Annotated in this window: 17 protein-coding genes; 6 read left to right on the top strand and 11 right to left on the bottom strand. The window is 40.0% G+C overall.

What is annotated here, in order from left to right; all coding sequences use genetic code 11:
• The first annotated feature begins 47 nt into the window (after positions 1 to 47).
• On the top strand, positions 48 to 1,943 hold the full coding sequence (locus tag VB732_RS17370; RefSeq protein WP_323232193.1) for a CheR family methyltransferase: 1,896 nt from the start codon (positions 48 to 50) through the stop codon (positions 1,941 to 1,943).
• Positions 1,944 to 2,439: 496 nt separating this feature from the next.
• Here VB732_RS17370 and VB732_RS17375 read toward each other — a convergent pair whose 3' ends face one another.
• The 7 genes from VB732_RS17375 to VB732_RS17405 all read right to left on the bottom strand — a co-directional run bounded on the left by VB732_RS17375 (position 2,440) and on the right by VB732_RS17405 (position 8,769).
• Positions 2,440 to 4,080: an alpha/beta hydrolase gene (locus tag VB732_RS17375; RefSeq protein ID WP_323232124.1), complete on the bottom strand. Its 1,641-nt coding sequence runs from the start codon at positions 4,078 to 4,080 to the stop codon at positions 2,440 to 2,442.
• 223 nt (positions 4,081 to 4,303) lie between these two features.
• The gene (locus VB732_RS17380) at positions 4,304 to 5,155 is read right to left on the bottom strand and encodes a cyanophycinase (RefSeq protein WP_323232194.1); all 852 of its coding nucleotides are present in this window, start codon (positions 5,153 to 5,155) and stop codon (positions 4,304 to 4,306) included.
• Positions 5,156 to 5,763: 608 nt separating this feature from the next.
• Positions 5,764 to 6,774 (bottom strand): SDR family oxidoreductase, encoded by a 1,011-nt coding sequence (locus tag VB732_RS17385; protein WP_323232125.1) that lies wholly within the window; start codon positions 6,772 to 6,774, stop codon positions 5,764 to 5,766.
• Between the two features lie 35 nt (positions 6,775 to 6,809).
• Positions 6,810 to 7,019 (bottom strand): hypothetical protein, encoded by a 210-nt coding sequence (locus VB732_RS17390; RefSeq protein WP_323232126.1) that lies wholly within the window; start codon positions 7,017 to 7,019, stop codon positions 6,810 to 6,812.
• Between the two features lie 525 nt (positions 7,020 to 7,544).
• Entirely contained in the window at positions 7,545 to 7,721 is a 177-nt protein-coding gene (locus tag VB732_RS17395; RefSeq protein WP_323232128.1) for a hypothetical protein, read from the bottom strand.
• 105 nt (positions 7,722 to 7,826) lie between these two features.
• Positions 7,827 to 8,420 carry a hypothetical protein gene (locus VB732_RS17400; RefSeq protein WP_323232130.1) on the bottom strand — a complete coding sequence of 198 codons (594 nt, stop codon included), beginning with the start codon at positions 8,418 to 8,420 and terminating at the stop codon, positions 7,827 to 7,829.
• A gap of 142 nt (positions 8,421 to 8,562) precedes the next feature.
• A complete protein-coding gene (locus VB732_RS17405) occupies positions 8,563 to 8,769 on the bottom strand; it encodes a high light inducible protein (RefSeq protein WP_323232131.1) in 207 nt (68 codons plus the stop codon).
• Between the two features lie 277 nt (positions 8,770 to 9,046).
• Here VB732_RS17405 and VB732_RS17410 point away from each other — a divergent pair, with 277 nt between their 5' ends.
• The gene (locus VB732_RS17410; protein ID WP_323232133.1) at positions 9,047 to 9,232 is read left to right on the top strand and encodes a hypothetical protein; all 186 of its coding nucleotides are present in this window, start codon (positions 9,047 to 9,049) and stop codon (positions 9,230 to 9,232) included.
• A 152-nt stretch (positions 9,233 to 9,384) separates the two neighbouring features.
• Here the strand turns inward: VB732_RS17410 and crtO are convergent, their stop codons facing one another.
• Both crtO and VB732_RS17420 read right to left on the bottom strand, forming a co-directional pair.
• Entirely contained in the window at positions 9,385 to 11,076 is a 1,692-nt protein-coding gene (gene crtO, locus VB732_RS17415; protein ID WP_323232134.1) for a beta-carotene ketolase CrtO, read from the bottom strand.
• Between the two features lie 532 nt (positions 11,077 to 11,608).
• Positions 11,609 to 13,387, bottom strand: coding sequence for a KAP family NTPase (locus tag VB732_RS17420; protein WP_323232137.1), 1,779 nt, complete (start codon positions 13,385 to 13,387; stop codon positions 11,609 to 11,611).
• A 711-nt stretch (positions 13,388 to 14,098) separates the two neighbouring features.
• On the opposite strand from VB732_RS17420, the gene VB732_RS17425 reads away from it, so the two are divergent.
• The gene (locus VB732_RS17425) at positions 14,099 to 15,556 is read left to right on the top strand and encodes an MFS transporter (protein ID WP_323232139.1); all 1,458 of its coding nucleotides are present in this window, start codon (positions 14,099 to 14,101) and stop codon (positions 15,554 to 15,556) included.
• Between the two features lie 177 nt (positions 15,557 to 15,733).
• On the opposite strand, the gene VB732_RS17430 is transcribed toward VB732_RS17425, so the two are convergent.
• On the bottom strand, positions 15,734 to 17,005 hold the full coding sequence (locus VB732_RS17430) for an ATP-grasp domain-containing protein (protein WP_323232141.1): 1,272 nt from the start codon (positions 17,003 to 17,005) through the stop codon (positions 15,734 to 15,736).
• A 562-nt stretch (positions 17,006 to 17,567) separates the two neighbouring features.
• Here VB732_RS17430 and VB732_RS17435 point away from each other — a divergent pair.
• The 3 genes from VB732_RS17435 (at position 17,568) to VB732_RS17445 (ending at position 20,791) form a co-directional block, all read left to right on the top strand.
• Entirely contained in the window at positions 17,568 to 17,951 is a 384-nt protein-coding gene (locus tag VB732_RS17435; RefSeq protein ID WP_323232142.1) for a VOC family protein, read from the top strand.
• A gap of 95 nt (positions 17,952 to 18,046) precedes the next feature.
• On the top strand, positions 18,047 to 18,928 hold the full coding sequence (ylqF, locus tag VB732_RS17440; protein WP_323232144.1) for a ribosome biogenesis GTPase YlqF: 882 nt from the start codon (positions 18,047 to 18,049) through the stop codon (positions 18,926 to 18,928).
• 222 nt (positions 18,929 to 19,150) lie between these two features.
• The gene (locus VB732_RS17445) at positions 19,151 to 20,791 is read left to right on the top strand and encodes an adenylate/guanylate cyclase domain-containing protein (RefSeq protein WP_323232146.1); all 1,641 of its coding nucleotides are present in this window, start codon (positions 19,151 to 19,153) and stop codon (positions 20,789 to 20,791) included.
• Positions 20,792 to 20,944: 153 nt separating this feature from the next.
• Here the strand turns inward: VB732_RS17445 and VB732_RS17450 are convergent, their stop codons facing one another.
• Positions 20,945 to 21,568, bottom strand: coding sequence for a Uma2 family endonuclease (locus VB732_RS17450; protein WP_323232148.1), 624 nt, complete (start codon positions 21,566 to 21,568; stop codon positions 20,945 to 20,947).
• Positions 21,569 to 21,602: the final 34 nt, after the last annotated feature.

The following is a 21,602-nucleotide window of genomic DNA, read 5'->3' on the forward strand; positions in this document are numbered from 1 at the left end:
AGGCTCAAAACTCCACTCCTTTGTCTTCAATCCCTACTCCCTACCTTATGACTTCCGCAGAAAGAGATCCCAAATTTGAAAATCTGCTCATTTATCTCAGACAAAGCCGGGGATTTGATTTTACAGGCTATAAGCGCTCAACTTTGATGCGTCGAGTGTGCAAGCGGATGCAGTCATTGACCATCGAAAACTTTGAAGAGTATTTAGACTATCTAGAAGTTTATCCAGAAGAATTCAATTATCTTTTTAACACCATTCTAATTAACGTTACCGCTTTTTTTCGAGATTCATCAGCTTGGGAATACCTAGCGGGAGAAGTACTACCTAATCTGATTAAAAATAAAAAGAATTCTGGACAAATACGCATCTGGAGTGCTGGCTGTGCTTCTGGGGAAGAAGCTTACACTTTAGCAATGCTGATGGCTGAAATATTGGGAGCAGAGGAATTTCGCCAACGGGTAAAAATCTACGCCACAGATGTAGATGAAGAGGCTCTCAATCAAGCTCGTCATGCTGTGTATTCAGCAAAAGATGTCCAGGCATTATCAGATGAATTGCGGCAGAAATACTTTGAGGTTGTCGGAAATCGCTATGTCTTTCGTCAAGACTTGCGCCGCTCAGTAATTTTTGGTCGCCACGATCTGCTTCAAGATGCGCCCATTTCACGCTTAGATTTACTGGTCAGCCGCAATACATTAATGTACTTTAATTCTGAGACTCAAGGGCGAATTTTAGCCCGGTTTCATTTTGCCTTAAATGATAATGGCTATCTGTTTTTGGGGAAAGCAGAGATGTTATTGATGCATTCAAGTCTGTTTACCCCAATAGACTTAAAAAATCGGATATTTAATCGGGTATCTTCAGTGAATATCCGCGATCGCCTTTTAGTTATGGCAAATACAGCAGATGACGAATCTAGCAGCCGTTTGTCTCGACATCTGCGGCTGCGAGACTTGGGTTTTGACACATCACCAATTGCCCAAGTAGTCATTGATATCAATGGCGCTTTGGTAATGGTGAACGAACAGGCGCGGAATTTGTTCGCCCTTTCGCCTAGAGATTTAACTCGTCCCTTCCAGGATCTAGAACTTTCCTATCGCCCTATTGAATTGCGATCGCTAATTGAACGCGCTTATGCTGAACACCGCCCAATTACACTCACAAATGTAGAGCGCTATTTATCTAACACAGAAACCCAATATCTGGATGTGCGAATTACGCCTTTACAAGATACAGACACCAATTATTTAGGTATTAGTATCTCTTTTCATGATGTTACCCGTTATATTAAGCTCCAAGATGCTCTGCAACGTTCGCAACAGGAGTTAGAAACTACTAACGAAGAACTGCAATCTACTAATGAAGAATTAGAAACTACTAACGAAGAACTGCAATCTACCAATGAAGAATTAGAAACTACTAATGAAGAACTTCAATCTACTAATGAAGAATTGGAGACGATGAACGAAGAACTTCAATCTACCAATGAAGAATTACAGACAATTAATCACGAACTTAGCCAACGCACCACAGAACTTAATCGCACAAATATCTTCCTAATCTCTATTCTCAAAAGCCTCCAAACTGGAATAGTAGTAATTGACGGTAGCTTTAACATTTCAATTTGGAATTACATGCTAGAGGATTTATGGGGGCTACGAACTGATGAAGTTTTAGGAAAGTCTATTTTTAGCCTTGATATTGGGCTACCCCTTGAGCAGTTGCGATCGCCTATCCGCGATTCTCTAGCTGGTAAAAAACAATTTCAAGAAATGATCCTTGATGCTACCAATCGTCGAGGTAGGCAAATAAAATGTTACCTGGCAATCACCCCGTTGCTGGGCATGGATATACAGGGATCAGTTTTGATGATGGCAGATGTAGAGAGAATCAATAGTATGATTTCTAGTCAAGAAATGGAAGAACGGCGGCAGCAGGGATGAAAGGGGCAGGGGGCAAATTCCCCTTTAAATAAACCACTCCATAGCTTCCTGGGCGATCGCGTAAATTCTGACTTCTGAATTCTTCTTCAAACGTTTTCTGATACATTGACACCCATAACTTTAGCTGGGATAACAATGCTGTAATAGGCAGCATTGTTTAACCAGAATGATATTATTGCATTTCACAAAATACCTGATGCAGATACATCGGGGCGTACATCTGTAATATCCTATAGCTAATTTATCTGTTGCAAAGATTCTTAGAAATAGTATAGGACTAGTATTTGATTTATGAAAAAATCTAAGTATATGTAAGGTGTGTTAGGGCTTCCGTAACGCACCAGAATCTTCGGATGGTGCGTTAGCCTACGGCACAACTGAAATATTTTTAGAAATCAAATATGATTCCTATATACAGATATTCTGTAGGAGCGATTCATGAATCGCTCCTACAGAATATCAAGACTTTTATTATCTTTTCGCGCCAATTATAAGTTCATTGAAACGCTTGTTTTAGTTGCTCATCTGTCAGAGAATTAATTAAACTTAACGGTAGTGGTTGTTGACTAATCTTATTCGCATAATCTGAACTCAAATAAGAGAGATAACTTGGCTGTCCGGCGATATAACTTTCAAAAAAGGGAACACTTAAAGCCTTAACATAACGACGTGCCAAAGCTGGACTAGAACCAATTGCTTGTGTAGGAACAGGGACAGCCGCATTCGGTGATTCTGCAATAGTAGAAAAGTGTGTGCCGCCATTGATCAGTGCTAAATATTTATTTTGAGTTGTTAACCAAATAAAAGGCTGAATTTGCTCTGGTAAAGCAGGCGTAACAGTATCAGCACTGCCAGATACAATCATCACAGGGATTTTGATTTGGCTGAGGCTAGCTTGACCAAAAATACTACTATCAACAGGATTCATTGCAATTACTGCTTTTATCCTTGGTTCGGATAAGTTATTATAGCTACTACTTGGTAAATTGATGGCTAAACACTGAAGTAAAAGCGAAACATTTAATGTATTTTCAAAAGTCGGACAACTCGCTTGTAGTTTCTCAAAATTAATCTTTGCGCCTGCTAATGCTAATGCTGTATATCCACCAAACGATTGTCCTACTATACCAACTTGTTCTAAATTTAAACGCCCTCTAAATGTTGAGTTGGACTTTGATAACCGAGTCAGTTCATCTAGTAAATATTTGATATCCAAAGGTCTATCAATGAGTTCTCTAGGATTGGTAACTCTATCTGCTGTACCTGCCAATAAAGCTTCTATTTGTTTTGAATTACTGCCAGGATGTTCTGGAACAGCAACTACAAACCCATAAGAAGCGAGATGTTCAGCTAAATATGCAAAACTTGTTCTATCGGAACCCAGTCCATGCGAAATGATAATTATTGAACGAGGGTTTTGGGCAACAGGAAGGTAAATATCGACTGGAAAATTTCTGTTACGCGTTAAGTCATTGAGAACGATAGTTTGCTTAAAAAAGCGAAAACTTCCACTTTTTCCTAAGTCCATAAATGGAGACAGATTAACTGTAGAAGCAGTGTTTATTCCTTGTTGGGATTGTTGATTAATCAGTGCTACTGCATTTTGCGTTTGATTTGCCAAATTTTGCAATGCATTGACAATTTGTAAACTCTGACTTAAATTAATTGAAATTTCACTAGCAGGAAATTTATTTAAGACATTTAAAAGAGTAAAGTTATTTGAATCTGCGGCGGCTAAAATCAGTGCTGCTCGAATTGCATAAAACCCTGATAATCTAGATTCAGTCTGAATAACTTTACCTAATGTTTGTAATAAACGCTCGCCAGTCGGTGTATAAAGAAACTGCGAAACGGCTACTTCATTTAAGTTAATAGGAGTAATTAAGGTTTGACGTAGTTGAGTTAGTTGCTTTTTGTCTATATACTGACTGTATGCAGCCAACTGATCGTCCATTTTGCCAGTTTTGGCATAGGCTTCAAGCGAGCTAATAGGGATAGACCGTTCTAACGCACCGTAATTAAATCTTATCCGCTCTGCACCGAAAGCTGGATAAGCAGTTAACGCAGGTAGCAACCCTACGCTTAAAACCCTCAAAGCCAATTGCCAGATAGTTTGTCTACTTTTAATACGAGTCATTAAATACCACTTGAAATAGTACACCGAAGAAAAGCAGAGGGCAGGAGAAAAAAATATTTTTTGACTTTTGTTACTTTCTTTTAGAGCAAGTAAATTTATTTATGATGATTCCTCCTACCTTCTGCCTCCCCAAGCATAATTCATCAACGAATTAAAGCCATTATGCTTTTCCTGAACTCATTAATCTTAGCCATAAGAGCTTGGTTTATGACTCTACTAAAAGTTAAGTATTTGCTGAACCTGCTAATGCAGACACATCTGGAATAGAGTTATTATTTAAGATAGGTTGACGGGTTTTCAAATCAAATTTATAGCCACGTGGTAAGATATGAAGCTTTGCTCCACAAATCGCTAAAGGCTCATCCTTTAAAATTTGATCCATATTGTTATATGTAGCCTCTACATCAACAATTGTGACTGAACCTTCACCAATGATTTCAATTTGTTGATCGGTAACAACCATTGCGGTATTCTCATCAATACCAAATCCTAAATCAGCAGGCTCTTGTACCAAAGCTGAAATTAAACGTCCCAAGCGTCCACGTTGTAAAAAATGTTGGTCAATTACTACTCCTGGTAGAAAGCCTAAACCTGGGCCCATATTGACAATTTCCATCCGAGGGTTAGTTTGAGAATCACCTTCTACAATCATTTTATCTGGCATCACGGCGGCTCCTGCACTTGTGCCTGCAATAACTGCTCCTTCAGCAAAACGCTGATGAATAGCTGTGTCAAGATCGGTATCTTTAATAAAGCTTGTGATTCGAGCTTGATCTCCTCCGGTAAAGAATATCCCTGTAGCTTTGCTGACAGCTTCTAATGCCGTAGAAGAATATGCATCATCACGAGTTTCTGTATCAACAATCCGAGCATCTTCAGCCCCTAGCTTTTCAAATACTCTAATATAATTTTCTCCAACGTCTCTAGGTAGTTCTGTCGCTGCTGTCATAATTACTATTTTTGCCTTCGTACCTCCAGCGCGTCGGACAAACTCGCGCAGTATTTGGCAATCTTCCTTTTTATCTTCGGCTCCTCCAATAATTATGAGTTCTCGTTTGCTATTACTTTCCACAATAATGACTCCTGATATTAACTTAATTAATTTCACTTAACTATGGCAGCTAACATTATGCCATCAGCCTTCGGAGATATTGAAATACATCCTTTGAGACGTATTTTTTATTAAGATTGTTTAATTGAGAGGGATTAATCTAGAATCAAAATGACAATCACAAGATTTTAATAGCTCTTGCTGAATCATTTTATTTTATAAGTAAAATATGATTTATTAACAAGATAAATTTTTGCAAATCTAGTTTTAGGTATAGGGGAAATAGTTTGCTTGTAAATATTATTCAGTTGGTTATTGGCTCAAATATGTACTATCTCAATGATTAAAAAACCGCAGAGGTGCTGAGAGCGCGGAGGGAGAGGAAAGAAAATAAAAAGGTAGTAAAACTCTGATTTCAAAGCTGTCTGAAATTACGCATTGTTTAACTGGACATGACGCGAATTGTGGACAAAAGAAAACCGACAGCAATCTATTTGCTATCGGTCAATGTGAAATTAGGTAGTTAGGCTGAAAAAAGATCCCAAGCGTGTTTCGAGTTGATTGATTGTGTAGGGTGAATCATAAAAATCGCTTTTTTGCTAACAGCTTAATACAATCCTTTTAGGAGCAATTTATTCGTTTGTATTGAATACTTGCGCCGCCAGTAATGCCAAGGCTGCCGTGCCAGCGATCGCACCCCACTGAAGAACCGGATTTTTTTCTAGCCAGTCGGAAACACTAGGTATAACTAAGTTTCCATAATCGCCGTTAACTCTGTCATCTTCGGCAACAGATTGGTAAAAATTATTTGGTGCATCTTCAGATTTCGGCTCGGAACTATGCTGTAACTTGAAGCCAACGAGCAGTAACAGTGAATCTACTAATGGTGGTGAGATACGCTGTACCAAATCTAATATTTTAGCTACATCCCCAACCAAGTAATCACGAGTTGGATGTTCGGCTGTATAGAGGATTGCATCAGCTACAAGTTTAGGCTCGTAGTAAGGTGGTATCCCAGAAGGCTTTACGCCTAACTTCGTCCGGCCATTGTTCCAGAAGGGGGTATTAATCACTGCTGGTTTTACACTTGTGACACTGATAGGCCATTTTTCATGTTGCAACTCAACGCGCATCGCCTCGATAAAGCCCTCGACTCCGTGCTTGGCTGCCGAGTAAGCACTTTGGTAGGGGAGCGATCGCCTACCTTCCATTGAAGAGACATGGATCAATGCCCCCCGTCCCTCATGCTTTAGATGGGGTAAGGCCGCCATTGCACCATACACCTGTCCCATCAGATCGACATCAATAACATGCTTAAACTCTTCTGGTGTTGTATTGTCGAAGGTGGCAAAAACGCCGATCGCAGGGACATGCACCCATGTATCGAGTCGCCCGTAGACTTCCACAGTTTTATCTGCGATCGCTTTAACTTGATCAAATACTTCTACATCCGCCACAATATAAGTTGCCTCGCCGCCAAAGCTGCGAATCTCTTCTACTAAAGACTTTAGCTTCGACTCACCACGAGCGGAGACTACCACTTTTGCCCCGCGTCTAGCAAACTCAAGAGCTGTGATCCGTCCGATACCACTGGAAGCTCCAACGACGGAAACAACCTGCTGATTGATTGGCTTTAATTTCATAAGTGTTACTCCTTAAAAAAAATAATAATTCAGGATTAAAACAATTCTGGCGTTACATATTTGCGGGATGATTTAGCAACTTTCAAAAGTCCTCCTTTGGTTGCCGCAATTGTTTTTCCATATTTCTCATCACGTTGGTGAATTAAAAACTTAAATGAAAAAATAAATGCAGGTAATCTATTAAATAAATTACTATTTATAATCTTGCTAACAATTGGTTTTGATCGAATAATTTCTTTGTACAAAAAGAAAGTGTATCTAAGAAACAAAATTAATTTGCTTAACAATAATTTACAATACATTTTTTCCTAATAAATCAATCTTTAGAAGTAAATAATTGTATAGTCGTCTACCCAAGGAAAGGACATTATATTAAAACAATCTTGTATTTTATACCCTTTCTTTATGAAGCTGCCCCAAACAAATCTCTTAATTTCTTATTTCTTGGCGTACTTGGCGGTCTTGGCGGTTCGTTCTTTACTTATTGCACTATTAGGCACATCTTCATACAGAATTGGTATTAGAATACAAATATTTGAGAAAGCGAATGTTTATTTTATTCTCGCATTTTCAGCAAATCTGACCTTTAATTAATTTGTTTTCTTGATAGAATTCCTTGATAAACTTAGTAAATTTCAAGACTCAGAAAAATATGGCAGGGCTTTTGATAAACTCAAAGCACTACCATACATTTTGCTGAGGTTTGTATTACATTTGAAATTATTTAATGTCATCAAAAAAAGAAAATTTTTCTGCTTCAATAGATAGGACTAAAACCGAATAAGTCCGAAATAAGCAGTTGCAGCAACTAGGATAATTGTTATTACTCCCAGGCTTGTGCTAAGTATAAATTGGGTAGAGGTTTTTTGATTCAGAGCTTCTTTGCTTTCACCTTCAAGTGTTGTCCGTTCGGTATTGTTAGAAGTGCTTACGTTGTTACTTGTCATGATTATTATCCTGTTTGATTGTTTATTACAATTTCGCTTTTAATCCCACAAATTACATCTAGCTTTAGGATTAGCAAAAAAGGTAGAAATAATATGAACAAAGTGCTAATTTACCTCACCATTTGAAGGTTGTGGAGAATCATAAACGCCCCAATATTCAATACCGCGATCGCGTAATATTGGTTCAACGCCATGAATCTCTTCTTCTGAGCCTTCTAGGATGAGCAAATAATAACTCTGCTGGAGGCGATCGCTATAAACTCTGGCTCTCTCTTCGGGTATGCCTAAATCGCCTAATGCCTTGAGTAAATTCTGGTTTGCTGCGGCTCCGACAGCAACACCTGCAACGCTGCTGACTAATGCTACACCTACAGAACCTGCTGCTAGCACGGCTCCTAAGCCAGGAAGTGCCAGACTACTCAAACCAACTAACACGCTACCCCAAGTACTTGCTGCCAGTGTCTCTCTTACGGCTCCGCTTGTATTGGCATCTTGATCACCGATGCGATCACCGAAGGTGGGGCGTAGCCCATCGCTTATCTGCGCTTCACCTACGCGATCGCCCTCATCCGCATCTTTAGCAATGACAGAAACTTTCTCCATAGGAAAGTTTGCAGTTTTCAATTCATCAATTGCTTGCTCTATTCCTTGAGAATTAGCAAATACTCCTAACGCACGTATTGTATCTTTAGTTATCATATTTTCTCCTTCGCAATTGTATTAGTGCCTCCATCTATAACCTTGGCGTTAGACTTTACATCACCAGTAGGTTAAGTACTAAGAGGCTACTAAGTTGTTCTTTATTGATTTCCCCAAGGGATGATAAATCATCAGTGAAGAATTAGCGAACCAAGTGGAGTACGTCACGCACTAAACTATAGCCAGCTAAATCCCAAAGTACGTAAGAAATAAAGCCAATCATCGCTAAACGCCCATTCCACAACTCTTGTTGCGGATTCCAGCCAAAAATCCAAGCATTGCGATCGACACCGTTATAGGCTTTAGCTTCAGTAGATAATTCAATCGCTTTGTTAGTTTCAATTGCCATTGTAAATATTCCTTAATAACTCTCCTACACCCACATCTTAGTTACTATTACGGTTACAGTTCTCTGTCTATTGGGGAATCTGAAAGCGTCACAGGAAGTATCTGTAAGGATTTTATAGACTTTTGATCCTTTCGGCGAAGAAGTATCAGGAACTTGCTCAAAAAACCTCACAAAATTTGCCCAAAAACCTCACCCTGTCTTATAGGATATCCCTCTCTTTAATAAGGCTACCGTGTACACAAAAGTCTTTTAAAGCTGCTTTATACCTTAACCTGCAATGCTATTGCATCGACTCGTTATGCCATTGCATCGACTCGTTATGTCATTGCATCAACCCGTTATGCCATTGCATCGACCCGTTATGCCATTGCATCAACCCGTTATGCCATTGCATCGACCCGTTATGCTATTGCATCGACCCGTTATGCCATTGCATCAACCTGCAATGCCAATAAACTTGTAAAAATTAGTCTACTCTACGTTGTTACGTAGCAACTTTAAAAGTCTTGTGTCTACACCTTAGCTTTTTAAAAGGGAATAATCTTCTCAAAGTCCTCCTTTTTAAGGAGGATCTAAAATTTGTGATACATCACCCACCACTTTACAAACAGCTTCTTAATCCGATTCACTTCTCAAGACAGATGCAAACGCAGACTTAATTGAACCTCCCGCTTCCTTGATTTTCTGGGCGATGGGTTGCTCATTATGCAAAAACACACGCGCACAGTTGCGTCCCGGCAAACCGGAAATTGAACCACCCGGATGAGTTCCAGCACCAGTAAGATACAAGTTATCAATTGGTGTTTTGTAGTTAGCTAATTCCGGCAACGGACGGAAGCAAAGCATCTGCTCTAAGGTCATATCAATATGGTAATAATTACCTTTGTAAGTCCCTAACCGTTCTCCCAACTCAGCCGGACTTTCGACATGACGGGCGATGATTGAATGTTGCAGATTAGGCGAATACTGCGCGAGTTTATTAATCACCTTATCTGCAACTTTGTTTTTCAGTTCATCCGTCCAACCCGTACCTTTTAAACCTGTACCATCTGCACCAGCAATTTGATAAGGTGCAAAAAACTCTATCCATAATGTGTGTTTACCTTCCGGTGCCATCGATGGGTCGAGTCCGGTAGGCATTACTACATACATTGATGGATCTTCATCAGGAATTTTGCCCAGAGTAATCAGACTATGAGCTTGTTCTACATGATTGACGGAATCAGCAATCAGAATAGAACCCATCAGATAGTTATCTTGGTGATTGTGGTGGACAAAACGCAACGGTTCGGATAAAGCACAATCAATCTTGAGGATGGTTTCATTGTTGTTGACGATGCGGCGATCTAATCTTTCGCGCAAATTCTCATCCACATCACTACTATCCATCAGTTGCAAGAATAACCGCTTGGCATCAATACTTGAAATTACACCTTTATTCGCACAATATTCTTTGCCACCAGCAACTCGCACACCGACAGCTTTACCATCATCTACCAATACTTTTTCTACCCTTTGGTCAGTGAGAATCGTACCACCTCCACTTTGTACCATCTTCACCAAAGCTTCTACAAGTCCACCACTACCACCACGCGGTCTTGCCATACCGGGATTATGACGCAACATCATCATCATCGCCCCAAAGGACATAGCTTTTTGGGAAGGAGGGGAACTCAGTTCGGCTGAGAGTCTAGCCAGAGGTGCTTTGACAAACTCCGAATCGAAGTATTCGTTAATATTATCTGTGGCACTGCTGAGTAGGGTACGGAGTAAATCAAGGGTTGTGTTAGAGCCACCTAGAAGGGAAAATAAGTCTTGCAGACTATTGAGATTGTAATTACCAGCAATATCAACAATTGATTTGGGTGGTGCATTGAAGAAAGGTGCAATCCCTGTGATAAAGCGCTGCCAAAAATCGGCATACTCAGCATATTTTTCAGCATCACGCTGACTGTAACGGGCAATTTCCGCACAAGTCTTTTCCACCGATTTGTGAGCTAAGAAGTACTTCCCATCGGGATGGGGGCAAAAGGCAACCGGATCGCAGCTAAGATATTCCAAGCCGTACTTATGCAGTTCCAATTCTTGGATGACTGGCCCTAAGAAAATGAAGAGATGGTTAATCGCGCAAGGACTAAATTTAAACCCAGGTGCTTCATCAGGCATAAGTTCTTCAGTTGTAGAACCGCCGCCGGGGAGCGATCGCCCTTCTAATAACAGGACGCTGTAACCAGCTTTCAGCAGGTAGCCAGCACAAACTAAGCCATTATGACCAGCGCCAATAATTACAACGTCATACGATTCCATGAGTGCAATGTGGGGATTAAAGTATATTCCCTGATATTAGAAAGTACCGAAGATATCTAAATCTTTCGTGGGTTATAGAATATTTATATAGTTTATATAGTGGTTCTCAATCGAGTGAGTTGTGATTCTACTTCTCCTAAAAGGAGACAGTCCTGAAATTTTTCCCCACTTCCACTTCAGGCAGGGATTAGACCAGTTTTCAATAATAGTGAAGTACACAGGTAGGGGCACAGCAGTGCTCATTAGTGTCAACTTAACGTGAAACCCTTGTCAAAACGTGATGTTCAGTCCTCTGGCTTCCCATCACTATCCGCGTCACCCCACCCTAACCCTCCCCTTATAAAGGGGAGGGAACTAGATTTCTTTTTTCCCCCTTGACAAGGGGGGATTAAGGGGGGTAAAACGCCTGTGGAATAAGCATTTGAGCTTAAGTTGACACCAATGAGCAGTGTTGTGCCCCTAAGATCATCTGTACCTCACCAAGTTACAATCGGCTGTATTAGCTTACTTATTAAAGAATCCAGATTTTATCTTATTTGTCTTTAGTATCACTTTTTACTTCCATTGTGTTAACTATTTCTTCCAGTTCTTTAAGGTGTTCTGCATTTACCAATCCTTCCCTTTCTAAGCTAAATTTTCCTATAGAATATTGACTTTTTTGCTCTTTTAGAGTTTTGTTTTCATGATTAATTATTGCTAATGCCTTACCTTGATTAATTGCTTTTTTTAGCAACTCAAACCGTGATATTTCGTCAATCTGATGCAACAGCCTTAAGATAAAACGACTGATAATAAGTTCATCTCCAAAAGCAAGAATGTTATTAGAATCATCTTGACATAATGATAGTTGATCGCTGACATCAAACAAAGCTTCCACAACTGGGGGAATATAATTTATAGGAATTTCCTGTTCAGTAGAATTCTCTAGCTGTTCTATAAATAGCCTAGCTTGTGTTATGCCCCCTGGAAGTTTTTGTTTAGTAAGTTCTATCAGATGGTTTCTAAATTTTTCTGGATTTCCAATGAAGCTAAAAATTATTTTTCTCTGAATATTAGATAATTCACCTCCTGATAAGGACAAACGAAAGTAGATAGGAAATATTTTTAAACTACACACACGTAATTGTTTCCGCCATTCAATCTCGTCTTTTTCATCTACATAAGTATTACCCAAAATTGCTTTTAACTTGGGAAAAAGGCTCATAAGCAGATTTTTAACTGGCTGTTTGTCCTCATCTGTCAACTGAGCAATCCAGGTATTCAGAAGAATATTCAATTCCTCTATTGAAAGATTTAGTTCTCCAACGAAAACATGAGGATTTTGATGGATTATGCTATATATATTTGGGCTAAAGACCCGCAAAGACTCAATAGCAATATAATCAGCTGGGTTTACTTCATCTTTTACTGTTGGATAGGTCAAGGTTAAAGTGTTAATAAAACGAGCAACGTCACGGATGTGAGTAATAAAATGATCTATTCCTTGAAAGTAAATGTCATACCAGAGAGTTTGGTCAATTTGATGTTTTGGGGTTTCAAAAAATATATCACCAAGCTTTTTAAAGAGCAGCCTACGAAGTACGATTTTATCAGGAATAGGTAATTCAAAATTTACTTGAATAACTTTTTCCAAGTATGCGTCTCCAGATACTTCTTTAGTATCTACAATTTTTTTCAGGACAACTTCTTTATCAAAAACTAAAAGATAAACAACGTTAGCAAAATTCCGCATTGCTTTGAAAACGCGAAATAATTCCTTAATATCTTCAGCACCTAACCGATCAATATCGTCAATTGTTATGACTATTCGCCGTTGCTGTTGTACTAGGTTGTTTTCTACTTCTTCTTTTAATTGGGCAGCTTCCTTGTCTTTTTCATCTAATAATGCTGCTAATACCTTACCAGTCTGAGCATAAGGTAGAGGGATGTCTGAAATAATAGCGGCAAAATCAGCTAGTCTTTCTCTCAAGCCTTTTGGTACAGATGACTCTTTGCTTAAAAAGTTTTGTAATTGCTCAAAAAAGCGCCTTGTGATATTTTGGTGTCCAGACAATAACCAGGGATTAAAAGGAACGATGATTGGTTGCTCCTCCTCTGGCTTTTGCTGAAGATAGTGAACTACAAAATTTAATAGTGTGGATTTGCCAGAGTTCCAAGAACCATAAACTGCAATAACGAAGCCTTCAGGAAAGGTCATTTTGCAAATGCCGTCTGCTAGATACTTGGCGAAGTTGGCATATCCCAATAAGTCTTTTTCTGGATCAACTAAGGAGCTATCAGCCGAGATATCGTTAATTTCTGTCTGTGCCATAAAAGAGTTTTTACTTATGTTGCGATCACCTACAGTGGGCGCTTTGCGCCATCGCCTCTGGCGGGGCGTAGCCCATCGTGGCACATTTAGGAGGTTGAAAAATTATACCCCACGATAGAAATTTCCAGTTAAATAAGTTTACCAAGGCTTATGCAATTGATTCTAGATTAGTTATTCGAGATCGTCGAGATGAATAGGATAAGTACACAAATAGCATATCTTGTAAATCTTTCTCCACATCATCTAAAAGCATCACTCAAAGAAGTTAAACCGAACTTGAAGTTGTAACCGTTAGTTATATAAACAAATGCAGCACTATTTATATCTATGTGTACTAGTGAAAGCTAAATTTTAAAATTTTTATATGAAGGTATTACTTCTCAAGAATGATTTTGGAGGAAAATAAGATTTTTTGAACACAAAATATTAATTAGATGCTACAAATGTTTGTAAGTAAGAAAGCCTTTAGCCAAATCTTAATAGAGATTAACTTATATTAATTTACTTATTTGATAGAAGCTCAATCGTAGCTAAATCAGGTTAACACACCTGTGCCACCCTACGGAAATCTATAATGTTTCAAGATTTTCGGTAAATGCTATAAGCGATCGCAATGGCTTAGAAGTTCTTGATGGAATTTTATATAAGTTTTACTAGTTTTGTCTAATAGTTGCTATAACAATTTAACTCTTTAAATATTGACTAGATAATATGGTTCAGCCCCAAGAAGATGAGATTTCAGTAGAAGCTAGTTCTCTTCCTCCTGTCCCAATTCAAGAAATTTCAGATGATAGAACATTAACAGAGACGGTACTGTTCCCGACTCCAAACCTATTTATAAAAATTTCTAAGTTAGAAATTCGCAAAAGTTTGACAGCGCTAACTTATGAGAGTGTCTTTGCTGCGGTTTTTTATAGTATCATCGGTGGCGCGTTGCTCAGTAATTTCTTACTAGAGTTAGGTGCTGGCCCAGCAGAAATTGGTCTGCTTGCCGCTATCCCTCAGATGGTGAATCTACTCCAACCATTGGGAGCCTATTTAGTAAACCGGATTACCAGCTTTCGCTGGTATTTTATGTGTATTTTTATCCCATCTCGGCTGCTATGGTTGATTCTTCTACCTGCCATTATGTTTGTTGCTTCATCTCATATCGCTGGATACCAAGTAGTACAGTTGACATTAGCAATTCTCTTGGTAGCTAATATCATCGAAGCTTTTGGTCGTGCGCCTTGGCTTGGGTGGTCAGCTGTATTAGTACCTCAACGGTTGCGAGGGCGATATTTTGGCTTTCGCAATAGTATTCTTGGCTTGACTAACCTGATTTGTGTGCCCTTGCTAGGTTTAGCGGTATCAGCTTGGCCTGGTGGAAAACTTCAAGGTTATGGTGCAGTTTTGGTTTTAGGAATCATACTAGGGCTAATCAGTGTGGGCTGTCAGTTATGGATGACTGATATAAATCCACAGCATTTAAAAGTTACGGATGCAGACACATCGCAGCCGCAGGGGATAGATTTCAGCTTGTTTAAAGATACTAATTTTGTGAGGTTTGTGCTTTACCTGAGTATTTGGTGCTTTGCTGTTAACGTCAGCGCTCCCTTCTTCAACCTCTACCTGTTGGATAACCTGGATATTGATATTAGTGTAGTAACGATTTATCACGGTTTAGGAACTGGTGCGAATATGTTGATGCTGCTTTTGTGGGGGAAACTGGCTGACCGAATTGGGAATCGTCCGCTACTGTTATTAGTGGGAGTCTTGGTGGCGGTGACACCTCTGCTGTGGTTGGGAGTTGGAAGCGATCGCATTTCTTTTTGGATCTGGCTACCCTTGTTGCATATACTAGCTGGCGGAACGTGGGCAGCGATTGATTTGTGTACCAACAATATGATGATGGCAATAGCACCGTTACGTTATCAGTCGAATTATTTTGCGATCGCAGGAGCAATTGCTGGTATCACTGGAGCGATGGGTATTAGTGTCGGTAGCTTTCTAGCAACTTTGCCTGGTACTGCGGGTTTGCTGGGGCTGTTTGTTCTCTCAGGCTTACTACGCATTGCTGCACTTGTACCTTTAGTTTTTGTCCAAGAGAAACGCTCTATACCACTCGGAGAGCTAATGCAAGTTTTATTTCCAATCAAACAGTCACCTGATCTGATTGAAGTAGAATAATCGGTTTTGGTGTATTTCAACAATATCCCAGCAAACTATGTAGGGGAAATTTATGAATTGCCCTTACAGCGTAGGTCTATTTATCATCAAAAAACGATTAAGAAAAACCTAGAATTGCTTTATGAATTAGGCTTGAAGTGGATTGTTCTGAAGATAAAATATTGATAGTGGTACTGTTTAAAGGAGTAGTTGTAATCCCTTAGTTTGTAATTGCTGCTCGATATGCTGCATTTGTTCCATAGTTTCTCCAGTTGCGATCGCATAAAGCTCAGTGTAGATTTTTCCGTATTTGACTCTCTCTAAAGCCGATAGAATAATCAAGTCTTTGCGATCTAATTCTGGTTTCAGGGTTATGAGGATTGATTCTAATGTCCCTTCCATTCGGTAGCTACTGGAATATTTAGCTACTTCTTTTCCTAGTCCCAGTAGGGTATGGCGCTGTAAACACAATGGAGTTGAGCCATTAACCCGAAAATTGGCATCGATCGCATAAAATTGTCCGTCTTGGTCTTCTAGCACATCAAAGCCAATCACGCCGAAATATCCCTGTTTGTGAGCATACTCACCAACGTTGGCAATCATCTCAAAGAACTTGCTCATGTCAGTTTGGCGATAGTCAATCACTCCTCCTAAATAGTTACCTTCTGGAGTGACGAGTTGTCCGGTAGTGCCGATAAGGGTTATCTCTCCCGCTTTGTTGACATAGAACTGTACGCAGTAATTCTCCACCTCATTCTTGACGAACTCTGAAACAATAATCGTATCAAGCAACTTAATATCAAGATATTTCTTAATTTCTTCAAGGCAGTAGTTTAGATCGCTGGGACTTTTGATGATATAAGTGCCTTCTCCTGAAAGTCCGTGAGACGTTTTTATTAAGTAGGGAAATTCTGGTAACTGGATGTCTTTGACATTGACTTGGTGCAGATTGTAGCTCTTATATTTTGGACATTGCACCCCCAGTTGCTCTAGTGTTACTTTGCTGAGTAAGCGGTAATGAGTGTCTGGATCAACAGCATGTTTTTCGGGTTTGAGGTGATCAAAGGGAAATAAAGTAATGAGTTGATCAAAGCGTTGGCTGCGGCTGAGATCATCCAGATAAGTAGAGCAATCCATCATCTCAATATTGGAGTGTTTGAATCCGAAATGTTCTTGCCAGTATTCAAGGAGCGGCTTTGGCGGAGGATTAATCACAATTCCGGGAATGCGATCGCCTAAGACAGCCAAAATTTTCCAAGGTTCTTTCTGACAAATCTTGTCGAATGAGGTTTTGGTGGCTTCACTACTGCCATCTTGAATAAAATATTTTTGCCGATTGGGATAAGCAGCCCAACTCGCTGTTGCAGGGTAATTTAAGATAAAACCATAAGATGCATCTGTGATATCTTGAGCAAACAAATCAGACAGAGAGTTACCTTGAAAGTATTGAAAGTTATATTTTGAGTTCATTAATTCCTCACAAGTTTGACAAAAAAGCTACATATTTAGGGAGTATACCAGTAGTAGCGTTCGCCCTTGGCGTGCCGGAGGCATCATTCTATTCGCCCAATCTTTTCAAACAACCTCTAAATATTGCCATAAACTTTTTGCATAAAACTAACAATTTACAGTTTAGTTTTCAACTGTATATATTGTCATATTGGTCTTTTCTAATTTTGATTTAATCTACCAAGAGAAATAAGCAACCTAGCTAGATAATTACCTCAAAAGGAAGCCTTTATAAAATGCTTTATACACCCATGAAGTATCAACCATGAAACAGCCCCACCCGCAGGGCTTGCCGCAAGCTACCGCAGGGAACGCAGAGAGAAGGAAAAATATAGAGCAAATGCGCTAGTTATCTAGTATTTGCAGCAATTACACATTTGGGAATTGCACCCCCTTGGCATTTTCCCCAATACCACCTAGAAAAGATCGATGATTTTGCGATATAATCTTGTACCGCATCTGAATGAGAACCGCCATAAACGCCTATGCTATGTAAGTTAAAACTTTAAAGGGCGATGAAAATATGGTTTTTCATTACACGAATGCATTTGTCACCATAGCATCAATTAATTGCGAGGATTTAGTGAATTTCTACGCTAAATTGCTGGAACAAAAGCCAGTTTTTTTGGTTCCGAATGTCTATGCTGAGTTTAATTTGGATGGTATGCGATTAGGTATTTTTAAACCCAAGAACACAAACGAATCGGAATTTGAACCTGTCAGCAAGAGTAAGATCAGTTTGTGTTTAGAGGTGAGTAACTTGGAAGATGCGATCGCTCACCTAACAGCTTTAGGCTATTCCCCACCAGGAAAGATTTCCATCGCTTCCCACGGTAGAGAGATTTATGCTTATGACCCTGATGGCAATCGTCTGATTTTACATCAAGCTGTTAGGGGGAGTCATTAGTCATTGGTCATTGGTCATTAGTCATTGGTCATTGGTTTTGGACAAAGGACAACTGACAAAGGATAAAGGACAAATAACAAAGGACAAATAAAAAAATGGCTATAACTCAAAACTATAGATTAAATCTGATTCAATGGTATCCAGGTCACATTGCGAAAGCTGAAAAGAAGCTCAAAGAGCAGCTTAAGCGCGTGGATGTGGTATTTGAGGTACGAGACGCGCGGATTCCCTTAGCGACTCACCACCCCCAAATCGGTGAGTGGGTGGAGGGTAAAAAACGGGTGTTGATCCTGAATCGAGTAGATATGATTACGCCGCAAATGCGATCGCTGTGGATAGATTGGTTTAAACGTCAAGGGGAAGTCCCTTATTTTACCAACGCTCAACACGGTAAAGGTATAGCAGAAGTGGCACGGGCAGCGCAAGCCGCCGGAGTAGAACTTAATCAAAGAAGAAGCGATCGCGGAATGTTACCTCGTCCAGTGCGGGCTGTAGTAATTGGTTTTCCCAACGTCGGTAAATCAGCTTTGATTAACCGCCTTTTGGGACGGCGAGTAGTGGAAAGTGCAGCCCGTCCTGGGGTGACTCGCCAACTGCGCTGGGTACGAATTTCCGAACATTTGGAATTACTAGATGCTCCTGGTGTCATCCCTCTCAGGTTAGAAGACCAAGATGCAGCATTGAAATTAGCTATTTGTGATGATATCGGTGAAGCATCTTACGATAATCAGCTAGTAGCAGCAGCTCTAGTGGATTTATTCAACTATTTGGAAGCTGTAACTACAGATTTGTTACCGAAGAAACCATTACAGTCCCGTTACCAACTCGATTCGACATCAAGCACTGGAGATACTTATTTACACGCCTTGGCGGAGCATCGTTACAAAGGTGATGTAGAGCGGGCTGCAAGGCAATTGTTAACAGATTTTCGTAAGGGGTTGTTGGGTGAAATGAGTCTGGAATTACCTCCTAATTAAATTTAGGGCTTAAAGGCACAGAGAAGCTAGTGCGTTGCAGCAGTTTCCCCTGTTGTCACAACTGGCAAACCTACAGCAAAATAGCCTCATTCAATGTAACATCTGTCACATGCAGTTGTCGGAATGCAGTTAACAGTGTCATAAAGAAAAGGTGAAGGTTAACCTGTAGGGTATAACTTACCTGAGAGTTGCTTGCACCTCTAGCTTTGATGGATCACACTCATGACTGAACTCACGCTACGCCTACAAGAGGGAGATACGGAGACAACGATCGCAGTTGAGCAAGATATATTCACAATTGGGCGTTTGCCGGAATGTAACCTGTACTTACCTTTTGCTGGAGTATCCCGCAACCATGCACGCCTATTGAAAACGGCTGATGATGTGTGGATTATTGAGGATCTGGGTAGCAAAAACGGGACGCAAGTTAATAAATATCTTGTTAACTGCCGCCAGGAGTTACATCATGGCGATATCATCTGGCTAGGCAATGTTAGCCTGGTAGTGCTGCTTACAAGCCCTGTTGCACAATTAACACCTGGGTATCCTGGAAGTTCGGAAAATAATGACCAGAGAACAATCCTGCACAATGTCGAACAACTACAGCAGCAATGGATTGAAGCTGATAGCAAGGATGGCAACATCAGCAATAAGGACAAAACCATTGCTCGTCTCAAAGACTTAGTGGATATAGCGAAAAATCTCTGCGCGGCGGCATCTATAGAAGAGATTTTTTCTCAGGTGCAGGAAGTAGTTTTTCGTTACCTTGATAGTATTGAACGCTTGGCATTATTAATTGATGTTAATAGTTGCGGTCAATTAGAGTTAGTAAACGCTGCCACTAGAAATGTTTCCCAACAAAAACATCTCCCCTCAGATGGAAGTTGGATTAGCCGGAGTATCTGTCAAAAGGTATTTGATGAAAAAGTTGTGATTCAAACTGCCGATACTCATCAGGATGAGCGATTTGCTAGCGAACAAAGTATTTTGGTCAAAGGCATTCGTAGCGCGATGGCAGTGCCTTTATGGGATGAAAATAAGGTTGTGGGAGTACTTTATGCCGATGCCAATCTTTCTTCTTATCATTGGGCAAATGAGGGTGAGGAAGAACTTAGCTTCTTTTCAGCTTTAGCAAACCTCGTAGCTTCAAGTGTGCAGCGTTGGCTATTGGTAGAGAAACTTAAAACTGAAGAAATGATTCGTCACCGGTTAGAACGCTATCATTCTCCGGCTGTTGTGCAGCAGTTGATTTCTGTAGGCGGATTACCGGGTGGTCGTTTAGCGCCAGCAGAGAGCGAAATTAGTATTTTGTTTGCAGATTTGGTGGGCTTTACAGCAATTTCTGAACGGTTAACGCCAACTGCGATCGCAAAACTATTAAATAATTTATTTGAAGAAATGCTAAAAGAAGTGTTTGGTTGCGGCGGCACTTTAGATAAATACATTGGCGACTGTATTATGGCATTTTTTGGCGCTCCAGAACCGCAAGCAGATCACGCCGATCGCGCCGTTACTGCTGCTAAAGGAATGCTCACTCGTCTCGAACATCTGAATGCCAACGGTTTTTGGCACGAACCCCTGCAATTACGGATTGCGATTAATAGCGGTAAAGCTGTTGTGGGAGATGTCGGTAGTTCCCAAAGGGTAGATTATACGGCATTAGGCGCGACAATTAATCTTGCTGCTCGGATGGAAGCAGTTTGTCCCCCTAGTGAATGCGTAATTAGTCAAGCCACTCATAGGATGCTTTCACTACCTGAAGACTTTCAAGAAATGGGAGATTATCGTTTTAAAGGTATTGAGCGATTAGTTAAGGTTTATCAGACAAATTTGCAGCAAATGCCAACAATTATTGGTCATTAGATTTGGCATTTTGCCGCCCAGATCCCCGACTTCTTCAAGAAGTCGGGGATCTAAATCCATCACAACTTCACTAGTTTTGCGTTGATCCAATACTGAATAAATTAATTTAGTAATTACGAATTACGAATTACGAATTACGAATTACGAATTATTTTAGCTGAGTGTGCCAGCCTGAAAAATTTGCTCTGCGGTCAAATTCAACTGTGGAAAAGTTGGCGACTGGATACGGTCATCTCCACGAAATTTACTAACGCGATACTCACCTTCTTCTAAAGAGCAAACTAAAATAGTCGGTTGTTTGGGCTTGCCAATAAATTCTCTACCGCCCAATGCACCATAATCGACAATCCAGTATTCAGGAATTCCCATTTCTTCATAGTCAGCGTATTTTTTCAGATAATCATCACGCCAGTTTGTGCTTACCACCTCAATTACTAAAGGAATTGATGCTGCTTTAGTAACAGTTGATGTTTTTTTCCACAGAGGTTCATTAACTAAATTAGGCTGATTTAGGATCAGGACATCTGGAGAATAAGCAGATTCGTTCTCAACTGGTTTGACGAATACTGTTTTGGGGATGAAATAACGAAGATTTAAGCGACTATATTCTAAAGTAATTTTTGTGGCTAAAAATCCAATTACCTCTTCATGGTCGCCTGTCGGTGGTGGCATTTCAACTATTACTCCATCATATAGTTCATAACGTTGTCCTGTGTTATCTGGATATTTAGCAACGAATTCATCGAATGTAACTACTTTGCCTAAGACTTGAGTCATGGCTTAATTCCTCGATTGTGCAAATCATAACAAC

The sequence above is a fragment of the Nostoc sp. UHCC 0252 genome (genome assembly GCF_034931145.1).
Lineage (GTDB): Bacteria > Cyanobacteriota > Cyanobacteriia > Cyanobacteriales > Nostocaceae > Nostoc.

Coding starts and splice junctions, on each gene's coding strand:
- VB732_RS17420 (WP_323232137.1), bottom strand. CDS start 13,387: ATGGCACAGACAGAAATTAACGATATCTCGGCTGATAGCTCCTTAGTT.
- crtO (WP_323232134.1), bottom strand. CDS start 11,076: ATGGAATCGTATGACGTTGTAATTATTGGCGCTGGTCATAATGGCTTA.
- VB732_RS17450 (WP_323232148.1), bottom strand. CDS start 21,568: ATGACTCAAGTCTTAGGCAAAGTAGTTACATTCGATGAATTCGTTGCT.
- VB732_RS17430 (WP_323232141.1), bottom strand. CDS start 17,005: ATGAACTCAAAATATAACTTTCAATACTTTCAAGGTAACTCTCTGTCT.
- VB732_RS17410 (WP_323232133.1), top strand. CDS start 9,047: ATGCTATTGCATCGACTCGTTATGCCATTGCATCGACTCGTTATGTCA.
- VB732_RS17375 (WP_323232124.1), bottom strand. CDS start 4,080: ATGACTCGTATTAAAAGTAGACAAACTATCTGGCAATTGGCTTTGAGG.
- VB732_RS17435 (WP_323232142.1), top strand. CDS start 17,568: ATGGTTTTTCATTACACGAATGCATTTGTCACCATAGCATCAATTAAT.
- VB732_RS17445 (WP_323232146.1), top strand. CDS start 19,151: ATGACTGAACTCACGCTACGCCTACAAGAGGGAGATACGGAGACAACG.
- VB732_RS17385 (WP_323232125.1), bottom strand. CDS start 6,774: ATGAAATTAAAGCCAATCAATCAGCAGGTTGTTTCCGTCGTTGGAGCT.
- VB732_RS17405 (WP_323232131.1), bottom strand. CDS start 8,769: ATGGCAATTGAAACTAACAAAGCGATTGAATTATCTACTGAAGCTAAA.
- VB732_RS17400 (WP_323232130.1), bottom strand. CDS start 8,420: ATGATAACTAAAGATACAATACGTGCGTTAGGAGTATTTGCTAATTCT.
- VB732_RS17370 (WP_323232193.1), top strand. CDS start 48: ATGACTTCCGCAGAAAGAGATCCCAAATTTGAAAATCTGCTCATTTAT.
- VB732_RS17395 (WP_323232128.1), bottom strand. CDS start 7,721: ATGACAAGTAACAACGTAAGCACTTCTAACAATACCGAACGGACAACA.
- ylqF (WP_323232144.1), top strand. CDS start 18,047: ATGGCTATAACTCAAAACTATAGATTAAATCTGATTCAATGGTATCCA.
- VB732_RS17425 (WP_323232139.1), top strand. CDS start 14,099: ATGGTTCAGCCCCAAGAAGATGAGATTTCAGTAGAAGCTAGTTCTCTT.